The sequence below is a fragment of the Legionella sp. PATHC039 genome (assembly GCF_026191275.1).
Lineage (GTDB): Bacteria > Pseudomonadota > Gammaproteobacteria > Legionellales > Legionellaceae > Legionella > Legionella pneumophila.
In genome coordinates this window covers 1,695,141-1,706,196 of sequence record NZ_JAPHOP010000001.1, presented here as the reverse complement: position 1 = coordinate 1,706,196, position 11,056 = coordinate 1,695,141, and the positions used below count along the sequence as shown (strand labels likewise).

The window sequence follows — 11,056 nt, the reverse complement described above, 5'->3', positions numbered from 1 at the left end:
ACTATACAATTACACAATTTTATTCGTTATGGTGACTCTTATTCATGAAATGGGTATTGGTTGTTATGGCAATTATCGCTCAAACAAGTTGTGCAGTGAATCACAGGGTTATGGTTGGGGATGAACCTGTAATAATTCAACAAACCAAAGGTCAAGGTAAGACTTTTGTACATGTTCATCACAATGAACAAACGGCATTAAAAGCTGCTAAAGCTGTCATTAGAAAAGAGGGTGGAAGTCTCATTACACTGATCCATTCCGGCGGTCGCAATATAGTATTCTATTTACATAACCAACGCTATGAATTTGATCCCAACCGCATTTTTACCGACAAAGGGATCAAAAAAACTTTGACGCAATACAGTTATTATACTCCTGAAGCACATCAAGAAGTGAAGAAACTTGCAGACAAAATTAAGGCCTTACTACCTGAGGGCAAAGTAATAGCTGTTCATAATAACTCCTCCTATTCCTTAAAAGATTATTTGCCCGGACATGAACTTGCCAAGGATGCAAAAGCTTTGTATATGAATCCTGACAATTATTTTAGGAATTTTTATCTGGTCACTAAATTAAGTGATTATCTGCGTTTAAAAATGCAAGGTTTTAATGGTGTTTTACAAAAACCTTCGGCTACAGATGATGGATCTTTATCAGTCTATCTCGCTAAACGTGATTATATTAATGTCGAGGCAGGTTACGATCAGTTAGCAGAACAAATTAAGATGTTGCTTCATGCCTAGTTCCAATCTGAACTAATTTAGCTAAAAATAATTAATAGTCGTAATTGATATTTGGGAAACCCGATTATCACATGCTATCATTAATTTCTCTAAATTTATGGAGTCGTCAATGACATACGATAAAATCAAAGTGCCTGCCCAAGGCGAAGCTATTACTGTTGCTGCTGACCATTCACTTCGTGTTCCTGATAATCCAATTATTCCTTTTATTGAGGGGGATGGTATCGGTGTTGATGTAACACCTCCGATGATCCGTGTTGTTGATGCTGCAGTTCAAAAAGCATATGGCAATAAGAGAAAAATTTCCTGGATGGAGGTTTATGCCGGGGAAAAGGCTACTAAGGTTTATGGTGGCGATCAATGGCTTCCCAAAGAGACTCTGGATGCCATGAAAAAATATGTGGTTTCAATTAAAGGTCCTTTAACTACTCCTGTTGGTGGCGGTATACGTTCATTAAATGTTGCTATTCGCCAAGACATGGATCTCTATGTTTGTTTACGTCCAATTCGCTATTTTAATGGTGTTCCAAGCCCAGTTCGGGAGCCATGGAAAACCGATATGGTCATTTTCAGGGAAAATTCTGAAGATATTTATGCCGGTATCGAATGGCAGGCAGATACCGTGGAAGCTAAAAAAGTAATTCAATTTTTAACTCAGGAAATGGGTGTTAAGAAAATTCGTTTTCCTGATCATTGTGGTATAGGTGTGAAGCCTGTTTCCAGAGAAGGTACCACTCGACTTGTCAAAGCGGCCATTCAGTATGCGATAGATAATGACCGCAGTACAGTGACTTTGGTACATAAAGGCAATATCATGAAGTTTACTGAAGGGGCTTTTAAAGATTGGGGATATCAGGTTGCTCGCGATTCTTTTGGAGCAAAAGAATATCAAGGTGGGCCATGGATGGAATTTAAAAATCCTAAAACCGGTAAGCAGATTATCATTAATGATGTGATCGCTGATGCCTTTTTGCAACAAATCCTGTTAAGACCTGAAGACTATAGTGTCATTGCTACATTAAATTTGAATGGTGATTATATTTCTGATGCTTTGGCTGCTCAGGTTGGTGGAATAGGTATAGCTCCCGGAGCGAACATTAGTGATCAAATGGCTGTGTTTGAAGCGACTCATGGAACAGCGCCTAAATACGCTGGGCAGAATAAAGTAAACCCGGGTTCTATTATTCTTTCTGCCGAAATGATGTTACGTCATATGGGGTGGTATGAAGCAGCTGATTTGATTATCAGAGGTATGGAAGGCGCGATAGAAGCCAAAACCGTAACTTATGATTTTGAACGTGGTATGCAAGGAGCAACGCTAGTCAGCAGCTCTGGTTTTGCAGATGCCATGATTAAGCATATGTAAACCGGGGAGTTATCACATGGTCTTTCTGAACAACACGTATTGACAATATAGTGCTTACAGCTTTACTCAGTGCCAATACGTTGTTCATGAAAGACTGGGATTATCCTTTCAAGATTATTGGTAGTATCTTTGACTATCAGGTTTATACATCTTACGAGTTCATGAAAATTGAGCAGGAACTTTATCCATGCTAATTATGATGCTACTCTGCTGATTAGAGGCGGCTCAATCTCTTGAGTAAAATCTGGTGGTCAATAACAAATTGTACAACATTTGAGTGAATCATATCTAATCACTATGCTATTGATTATTTCAATGACTAAATTTTTCATTAAAATTAGCTAAATTTACTGGCCAAATGCGTGTAGGGAGTCTATAAAAATAGTAAGAGGTTGTTAGTTATGAGCAGGCAAAATTTAGAGGAAATAATACAAACAGGGATAGCTGATACAGAGCTTAGCACAGAAATTAGCACAGCTATCAAACGGCCAAGAAAGTATAAGGTTTTATTGCTCAATGATGACTATACGCCAATGGATTTTGTGGTAGAGGTACTGAAGCACTTTTTTCATTTAAATGAGGAGGTTGCGATTCAGGTGATGTTACAGGTTCATTTTCAAGGGAAGGGGGTTTGTGGAGTGTTTACAAGAGACATAGCAGAAACAAAAGTCGCCCTGGTAAATGAATACGCCAGAATGAATCAACATCCGTTATTATCTAGTATGGAACCGGAGTAAACTGGTGGTGGGTTGGTAAGGAGCAATGACAATGTTAAATAAAGAACTAGAATTCACCTTGAATCTAGCTTTCAAGGAAGCAAAAGAAAAGCGTCATGAATTCATGACTGTTGAACATTTGCTGTTGTCTTTGCTTGATAATCCAGCAGCAGGAAATGTATTACAGGCTTGTGATGCTAACATCGAGGCATTACGCCGTGATTTAATCGAATTTATTGATGAAACAACCCCAAGAATTCCTGAGGATGAACTGGATAGGGAAACTCAACCAACCTTAGGTTTTCAAAGGGTTTTGCAGCGTGCAGTATTTCATGTGCAGTCAGCAGGCAAAACGGAAGTCACTGGAGCTAATGTACTAGCCGCAATTTTTAGTGAGCAAGAAAGTCAGGCTGTATATTTTTTGCGACGTGAAAATATTACTCGCCTTGATGTCATTAATTATATTTCTCATGGAGTGTCAAAATATCAAAACAATGATATGCATGAAAACATGAATTCATCTATGGACGAGGACATGATGACCCCTGAGGGTAATGAATCTCCTCTCGATAGTTATTGCACCAATCTCAACAGACGTGCAAAACAGGGCAAGATAGATCCGTTGATAGGGCGGCATGAAGAGATACAAAGAACTATACAAGTGCTTTGCAGACGCCGTAAAAATAATCCTTTATTAGTTGGCGAGGCAGGTGTGGGTAAAACTGCTATCGCAGAAGGTTTGGCCAGACGTATAGTGGATGGTGAAATCCCCGATTCCATAAGAGGGTGCGTAGTCTACTCTCTTGATTTGGGCGCGTTATTGGCAGGAACGAAATATAGAGGGGATTTTGAAAAAAGATTGAAAGCTGTGCTGAAACAGTTGGGTCAACAAGAAGGAGCCATTTTATTCATAGATGAAATTCACACCATTATTGGCGCAGGCGCTGCATCTGGAGGAGTCATGGATGCTTCCAACCTGATTAAGCCATTATTGGCAAATGGTGAATTGAAATGTATTGGCTCAACTACTTATCAGGAGTATCGTGGAATATTTGAAAAAGACAGGGCCTTGGCAAGACGATTCCAAAAAATTGATATTTCAGAACCAACAATCGATGAAACCTTTGAAATATTAAAAGGATTAAAAGGCAAATTGGAAGCTCACCATGGAGTAAAATTTTCAATTCCTTCATTAAAAGCGGCGGCAGAATTATCTGCAAAATACATCAATGATCGGTTTTTGCCTGACAAAGCGATTGATGTGGTGGATGAAGCGGGCGCTTATCAGAATTTATTGACGGCAAATAAACGTAAAAAAATCATAAGCGTGACTGAAATCGAGAGTGTTGTCGCAAAAATTGCTCGTATCCCAATTAAAAAGGTATCTGCGCGCGACAAAGATACTCTGCGTAACCTGGAACGTGATCTAAAATTATTAGTCTATGGGCAAGACCAGGCAATTACTGCCTTGGCTTCAGCAATAAAATTGGGTAGATCCGGACTTAGAGAACCTCAGAAGCCAGTAGGTTGTTTCTTATTTGCCGGACCAACTGGTGTAGGAAAGACAGAGGTAACAAGGCAACTGGCTAATGTGTTAGGCATAGAGTTGCTGCGTTTTGATATGTCAGAGTACATGGAAAAACACACTGTTTCACGTTTGATTGGAGCGCCTCCCGGCTATGTAGGATACGATCAAGGTGGTTTATTGACTGAAGCCGTGACTAAGAATCCACATGCTGTTCTGCTACTTGATGAAATAGAAAAAGCACATCCTGATGTCTTTAATTTATTGTTGCAGATAATGGATCATGGCACTTTAACTGATACTAACGGTCGCCAAGCTGATTTCAGACATATCATACTTGTAATGACCAGTAACGCAGGGGCCAGTGAAATTGTTCGTAACTCCATAGGGTTTTCAACGCAAGATAATACCAATGATGGGTTGGAAGCAATTAAAAAGCAATTCAGTCCTGAGTTTAGGAACCGTTTAGATGCTATTATTAATTTTGCTCCCTTAGATACTCAGACTATAGGACTAGTCGTTGATAAATTCATTATGGAGTTGGATGAACAATTAAGTCATAAAGGCGTTACTTTTACAGTTGATAAGTCAGCCAGGGAATGGCTGATGGAGCATGGTTATGATAAAGCCATGGGAGCAAGACCTATGGCTAGATTGATTCAGGAAAACATCAAAAAGCCTCTTGCTGATGAACTGTTGTTTGGTAAATTAATGCATGGTGGTCATGTCACTTTGCGAGTGAAAGACGGTAAACTGCATTTTGACAGTCATGATCATAGAGAAGGTGTTTGTTAAACGGAACTCTCTTCAGTTCTGTGCATGACAAATTTTTTGTTATGCACAGACAAAATCACAATAATCCTGAGATAGTAATTGTCCTTAACCTGTTAGTTGCATAACTGGTAATTGTTATCACAATTTATTTTTGTGGCTGCTAAACGAATATTATTCCATTTTACCTTGTTACAATCCGGCTTAAATATCGATATAATATTTATTTTGAATTGATATAAAGTCATGTTATCCGTAATCATTATCACAAAAAATGAAGAAGCCAACATAAGGCGGTGCTTGGAATCCGTTCATTTTGCAGATGAAATAATTGTATTGGACTCTGGCAGCACAGATAATACATTAACAATAGCCAGGGAGTATACGGATAAAGTATTTTCAACAGATTGGCAAGGCTATGGTATCCAAAAGGATAGGGCCTTGCAGAAGGCTCAAGGGGATTGGGTTTTAAATCTTGATGCTGATGAATCAGTAAGCTCGGAATTACGACAGGAAATACTACAGGCCATTTCATCGGATACAGCAGATGCCTTTCGTATTCCTATACAAATGATTTTTTATAATCAAGTTTTAAAATATTCAGGAAGTCCTAAAAGGCATATACGATTATTTAAAAGAGAGAATGCTTCTTATAGCAAAGACATCGTTCATGAAAAAGTATTGATTCCTGTTAATTCGAGAGTGGGAAAACTAAAAAAACCGATTTGGCATCATTCTTTTAGCGATGTACATCATGTACTATACAAACTTAACAAATATTCTTCTTATAGTGCAAAAATCCGTATAGAATCCAATGAAAAAATTGGATTAGTAAAAACTTTTTTTAGTGCCCTATGGATGTTTGTCAGATGCCTATTTTTACAGAAGGGATTTTTAGACGGCAGGGCAGGTTTTTTGTTTGCAGTATTTGGGGCGCAAGGCGCTTTTTATCGTGGGGTCAAACAAATATATAAAGACAGGGATATCAATAAATTACCCGGTGTAAATCATAAAAAAGAGGAATAATCGTGCGATTAACCATAATGGATACCAAGGGTATTTTATTAGCTCCTTTTTTCTTTATTTCATTTATGTTTTTTATTCCGATCAGTCCTACGATAAAGTCTGTTTGTTTCATTTGCAGTTTAATTGCCGTATTGATTACTCCACAATACAGAAAGCATATTGTTTATGCTTATAATACTTTGTGGGGACGCGCTGCATTTTGTTTGTTTCTCTTTGTCGTTATTGCAAGTTTATGGAGTCCCGCTCCTTATTCAATGCAATGGATGGTCATTGGTAAATATTGTAAATTAATTTATCTTCCCATTTTAGCTACTGGTTTTATTAATCCCAAAGTAAGAAACTGGAGTATCAATAGCTATTTGGCTGCTATTTTTATTACTTGTGTTATTTCCATCTTAAAGGCTAACAATATTATTGCGTCAGAAGATCCGGGCGAGGTTTTCTACAATCATATTATTACTGGTTTTATGGTGGCATTGGCAGCCTATTTAACAGGATTGCTGGCTTTTCAAAGTTCGGGCTGGTTGCGACTTATTTATATCTTCATGATGTTACTAACCAGTTACCAAGTGCTTTTTATAAATACTGGAAGAACAGGTTATTTGGTCTACTTTATTTTGATGTTATTGCTTTTGATACAAAAATTAAACTTCAAACAGGCTTTAGCAGGGATTATTCTCTTCAGCGGCATCATTGCTTTGGCATATCATCATAGCCCTGTAATGCAAACCAGAATTTATGATTTAATTCAGGATATCAAGTTATTAAAACAACATAATAAAAATACATCGATAGGCTATAGAATGCAGTTTCATCACTATGCCAAGCAATTGATGTTGAAACATCCTTTTATTGGAATAGGCACAGGTGGATTTAAATACAGTTATTCACAAGACGTACCTGTTCCAAGTTGGGGTAAAGAGTTGACAGATCCACACAGTCAATATTGGATGACTTTGGCTGAGCAAGGTTTAATTGGTCTGGTACTTTTGGTAATATTTTTAGCGAGTTTGTTTATTACATCATTTCAATTGACTAGCTCCAGACCTATTCTTTTAGGTGTTTTATTTTCTTTTTGTATAGGTTCCATTTCCGACACGATTTTATGCTATTCGACTGCAGGTTATTTGTTGGTAGTGATGAGTGCCTTATGTTTTGGTGAGTTAATTGAGAAGCGTAGAGTCAAGGACGTAGAAGAAGAGCATCTTGCTCCTTTATCAGCCCATGCTTCAACAGCAATAAGTCAGACCTAATCAATAAACAGAAATTTGCTCAACAGGTTTTTGCAATGAGCATTCTTCCGAAACATATCCGTCATTGCAAACCACAAGACCCGATGAATTTAATTGTGGATAGACCCCGCCATGCCATAAGCAACATCCCATAAGAAATTGTAAATCCATTACGGCATGACGTGTGCAGTAGCAAGTTGAATAGAAACCATTGTTACAAACAAGACGACCAGCAGAAGAATCGCAATAATTTATCCCTCCCATTTTACTGCAGCAACCATCAGCAGCGAAAGCAGGAGGTGCTGATATAGCTAACACACCGGCTAGTAAAAATGCTTTTGGTTTCAATATGTTCATTGTGGTTCTCTGATTGGTTTTTATTTTTAAGAATAGCATAGAGTTAGATAGATTATTAGTGAAATATGATGATTTAATTGCAGTTTAAGACTGAATTTATTATGACAAAAAAGTTCAAAGTGAAATGATAAACTGGTTTCATAGGCCAGCTATTGTGAAGAGTTAATGATTAATAATAAATGAGAATCTGAGGATAGATTTCTAATAAATAGCTGGTGAGAAAACCTGCTAATAGCCCAAACAAGTGGCCTTGCCAGGATACGCCTTTTTCACCTGGAAAAATTCCCAGAAAAATACCAGCAAAATAATACAGGCTAAGCAGACCAAGAATAATAGTAGTCAAGGTACCTGTTTGATAAATGTTATACACCAGGAATCCCCAGTAGCCTGTGATTAAACCACTGGCGCCAATGTGTATACCTCGTTTAGCAAAACACCAAATCAGTGTCCCGCTAAAAAGAGTTATCATCACTGTGACAATCAAATAATAGTTAACTCCATTAATCAGAATAAAATTACTTAAAACCAGTAAAGGGATAGAGTTAAAAAATAAGTGATTAAAATTAGCGTGAAGTAAAGGTGCTAATAGTATCCCCGGGAGGCCCAATATATGCCTTGGGATAATGCCAAGAAGCAAAATTTTATTACTTATATAATGACTAATAAAAAATACTGACCAGGGAATTAGTAGTATTACTCCCAAAATTTTCAGGCTATTTTGTGTCTGCGTGACAATTACATTCAAACTGGTCGTTAATTCGTTAATCATGATTTTGCCTTTGCATCTTGTGTTGATTTGTTTGATTTTTTATCTGGCATAAGTGGTGTAACTGTGATTTTGCGAAAAGGCACAAAAAGCAAAGGCTCAACCAAAGTTTGGTTAACTACCATAGTCCAGTGGAGATGGGGGCCTGTTACTCTTCCTGTCATACCAACTAATCCAAGCTCTTGGCCTTGTTTGACTGTTTCTCCTGTTTTAACCAGAATTTTGCTAAGATGAGCATAAACCGAGAATACTCCCATGCCATGATCAAGGATAACCGTGTTGCCTGTGAAAAAATAATCACCAGTATCCGCTACAACTCCCTGATTTACAGCATACACAGGTTTCCCCTCGTCAGCGGCGATATCCAATCCAGAATGCGGATCTCTTGGCTGTTTATTATAAACTCTCTTCAGGCCAAATAAACTGGTTATAGGTCCTCTCAGTGGTGCTGTGAATTGTTTCTCAAATGGATTGGTATTGGAGTAATTAGCAAAAATTTGGGTTAACTTTTTGGTTTCTTTTTCAATCCGGATTAAATCTTCAGGTTGAGGATCCACTTTACTGATATCTTTTATATTTAAAAATTGGGTACTGTAAAATTTTTCACTAACATGAAAGGGAATTGATGCTTTGATGGGTTTTGTCACGTTGATGTATTGAACAGAGTTGGTATTTTTAAGCGGGATTGCAACGATTAATAACCATTGTCTGGGTTGGGTACTAGGAAGAACCGGGATGCGTTTCCCCTCGAAATAGGCTTCAGGCTTCTGATTGAAATCAATAGGAATAATAGTCAGTCCCCCATTAACAGAATGATTTTCTGGTAGAGCCAGGCCATAGGATAGTTTTGCTGAGCTTATTAATATCAATAGACAGGCAAGTGAATGTAATAGTTTCTTCATGGTTTTAGTCAATCCTTAATTTGAGTAACCTCACAAGCAAGACTTCCTTTTGCTAAACGGACATCGATAGTATCTCCAATTTGTGCCTGTTGGGCAGCAAAGAGTATTCTTTGGTTTTTACTCACAATGGCATAACCTCTATCTAGTGTAGCCAAGGGGCTTACAGCATGCAAAGTGGAAAGATTAGTGGATAGTTGATTTTTTAATTGGTTTATTTTTATCCGGATCTCTTGGGTTAATTGCATTATTAATTGTCGTAGTTGGATTTTAGTCCGTTCAATTTGTGTTTTTGGATTGTTAGCTTGCAATTGTGTTGAAAAAAGATTCACCTTGTTAATGTTTAAGTTAATAAATTGAGTCATAGCAGATATTAACTGTCTCTCCAGATAATCCAGGGTTTGCCAGTATGTTGAGATAGTTTGCTTGGGTGAGGCAATTTTATCCATCAAATGATTGAGCTTTAATTGCAATCCTTTGACTAGTCTGATGATGGCATCGTGCAATCTGGAAATAGCAGCATTAAGAAGATTGAATAATTCAATGCAGTTTGGGGTAACAGCCGCAGCAGCGGCAGTAGGTGTTTCAGCACGATAATCTGCTACAAAATCAGCAATTGTGAAATCTGTTTCATGACCAATACCAGAAACAATAGGAATTGTGCTGATCGCAATTTGTCGAGCAAGGTATTCATCGTTAAATGCCCATAAGTCTTCAATGCTACCACCGCCACGTGCCAGGATGAGCACTTGACATCGTTTATGGGTATTAGCCAGTTTTAAGGCCTTGGCTAGTTGTTGAGGAGCGGTTTGTCCCTGAACTTCACTTGGGTAAATAATAATTTTGGCTATTGGGAATCGACGAGCTAGAGTCGAGAGAATGTCTTGGATAGCTGCTCCAGTAGGTGATGTAATGACTCCAATCGTTTCAGGTATTCTGGGCAGTGGTTTTTTCCTTTCAGTGTTGAACAAGCCTTCGCTGGCCAGTTTGATTTTTAACTCTTCAAATCGTTGATAGAGAACTCCCATTCCTGCTTCAACTATCTCTTCAACAATAAGCTGATATTCTCCTCGAGCCTCATAAAGACTTGACTTACCGGTGGCAACAACTTGTTGACCATCATTAAAATTTCTAAGCACAGAACCAGAATGTCGATTTTTAAAAAAAGCACAACGAATTTGCGCTGTACTGTCTTTCAGGGTGAAATAGTAGTGTCCTGAAGAGGGTTTACTTAAATTAGAAATTTCACCTCCGACATGCACAAGACCTATTTCATTTTCGAGAAAACCTTTCACTTGTCTATTTAGTTGACTCACTGTCAGTATTGGTAATTGACTGCTCATGTTGGCAAAAATTCCATAAAATCAGTAGTTTATTAACATTAGTGTCTGTTGACAAATCGAGCCTGAATCTTCGCCCCGCGCCTTGTGAGCTCAATCTTCTACACATCTCTAAAAATCGAGTACTTTACTGAGCTTCGACGTCCCGTGGCTTGTCCACGGGATCCGGGAGATCTTCGCTAAAACACTGGTTCTGTGGACAAGCCACGGCACATCAGCATTTTAAATTGAATTATAAACATACTTTAATAATTAATTAAAAAGAAATAAAATTATATTGTAGTGAGATGTTATTTCATTTAAGGTTATACGTTA

General features: G+C 37.9%; 10 protein-coding genes. 6 read left to right on the top strand and 4 right to left on the bottom strand.

Annotated elements, in window-relative coordinates; all coding sequences use genetic code 11:
• The first annotated feature begins 44 nt into the window (after positions 1-44).
• The 6 genes from OQI99_RS07740 to OQI99_RS07715 all read left to right on the top strand — a co-directional run bounded on the left by OQI99_RS07740 (position 45) and on the right by OQI99_RS07715 (position 7,400).
• Positions 45-743 (top strand): protein tyrosine phosphatase, encoded by a 699-nt coding sequence (locus tag OQI99_RS07740; RefSeq protein WP_080447214.1) that lies wholly within the window; start codon positions 45-47, stop codon positions 741-743.
• A gap of 109 nt (positions 744-852) precedes the next feature.
• Positions 853-2,109: an NADP-dependent isocitrate dehydrogenase gene (gene icd, locus OQI99_RS07735; RefSeq protein ID WP_416209980.1), complete on the top strand. Its 1,257-nt coding sequence runs from the start codon at positions 853-855 to the stop codon at positions 2,107-2,109.
• A 401-nt stretch (positions 2,110-2,510) separates the two neighbouring features.
• Positions 2,511-2,846 (top strand): ATP-dependent Clp protease adapter ClpS, encoded by a 336-nt coding sequence (gene clpS / locus OQI99_RS07730; protein ID WP_011215007.1) that lies wholly within the window; start codon positions 2,511-2,513, stop codon positions 2,844-2,846.
• 31 nt (positions 2,847-2,877) lie between these two features.
• The gene (gene clpA, locus OQI99_RS07725; protein ID WP_027221176.1) at positions 2,878-5,145 is read left to right on the top strand and encodes an ATP-dependent Clp protease ATP-binding subunit ClpA; all 2,268 of its coding nucleotides are present in this window, start codon (positions 2,878-2,880) and stop codon (positions 5,143-5,145) included.
• 222 nt (positions 5,146-5,367) lie between these two features.
• A complete protein-coding gene (locus OQI99_RS07720) occupies positions 5,368-6,147 on the top strand; it encodes a glycosyltransferase family 2 protein (RefSeq protein ID WP_265731646.1) in 780 nt (259 codons plus the stop codon).
• A gap of 2 nt (positions 6,148-6,149) precedes the next feature.
• Positions 6,150-7,400, top strand: coding sequence for an O-antigen ligase family protein (locus tag OQI99_RS07715; protein ID WP_265731645.1), 1,251 nt, complete (start codon positions 6,150-6,152; stop codon positions 7,398-7,400).
• On the opposite strand, the gene OQI99_RS07710 is transcribed toward OQI99_RS07715, so the two are convergent.
• The 4 genes from OQI99_RS07710 to xseA all read right to left on the bottom strand — a co-directional run bounded on the left by OQI99_RS07710 (position 7,401) and on the right by xseA (position 10,744).
• Positions 7,401-7,736, bottom strand: a complete 336-nt coding sequence (locus OQI99_RS07710; RefSeq protein ID WP_061512879.1) for a hypothetical protein — start codon at positions 7,734-7,736, stop codon at positions 7,401-7,403. It lies immediately after the preceding gene.
• A gap of 169 nt (positions 7,737-7,905) precedes the next feature.
• Positions 7,906-8,505 (bottom strand): rhomboid family intramembrane serine protease, encoded by a 600-nt coding sequence (locus tag OQI99_RS07705; RefSeq protein ID WP_265731644.1) that lies wholly within the window; start codon positions 8,503-8,505, stop codon positions 7,906-7,908.
• Positions 8,502-9,404 (bottom strand): M23 family metallopeptidase, encoded by a 903-nt coding sequence (locus OQI99_RS07700; RefSeq protein WP_265731643.1) that lies wholly within the window; start codon positions 9,402-9,404, stop codon positions 8,502-8,504. The genes OQI99_RS07705 and OQI99_RS07700 overlap by 4 nt, the downstream gene beginning before the upstream one ends.
• An 8-nt stretch (positions 9,405-9,412) precedes the next feature.
• Positions 9,413-10,744, bottom strand: a complete 1,332-nt coding sequence (xseA, locus tag OQI99_RS07695; RefSeq protein WP_265731642.1) for an exodeoxyribonuclease VII large subunit — start codon at positions 10,742-10,744, stop codon at positions 9,413-9,415.
• Positions 10,745-11,056: the final 312 nt, after the last annotated feature.

Coding starts and splice junctions, on each gene's coding strand:
- OQI99_RS07740 (WP_080447214.1), top strand. CDS start 45: ATGAAATGGGTATTGGTTGTTATGGCAATTATCGCTCAAACAAGTTGT.
- icd (WP_416209980.1), top strand. CDS start 853: ATGACATACGATAAAATCAAAGTGCCTGCCCAAGGCGAAGCTATTACT.
- clpS (WP_011215007.1), top strand. CDS start 2,511: ATGAGCAGGCAAAATTTAGAGGAAATAATACAAACAGGGATAGCTGAT.
- clpA (WP_027221176.1), top strand. CDS start 2,878: ATGTTAAATAAAGAACTAGAATTCACCTTGAATCTAGCTTTCAAGGAA.
- OQI99_RS07720 (WP_265731646.1), top strand. CDS start 5,368: ATGTTATCCGTAATCATTATCACAAAAAATGAAGAAGCCAACATAAGG.
- OQI99_RS07710 (WP_061512879.1), bottom strand. CDS start 7,736: ATGAACATATTGAAACCAAAAGCATTTTTACTAGCCGGTGTGTTAGCT.
- OQI99_RS07705 (WP_265731644.1), bottom strand. CDS start 8,505: ATGATTAACGAATTAACGACCAGTTTGAATGTAATTGTCACGCAGACA.
- OQI99_RS07700 (WP_265731643.1), bottom strand. CDS start 9,404: ATGAAGAAACTATTACATTCACTTGCCTGTCTATTGATATTAATAAGC.
- xseA (WP_265731642.1), bottom strand. CDS start 10,744: ATGAGCAGTCAATTACCAATACTGACAGTGAGTCAACTAAATAGACAA.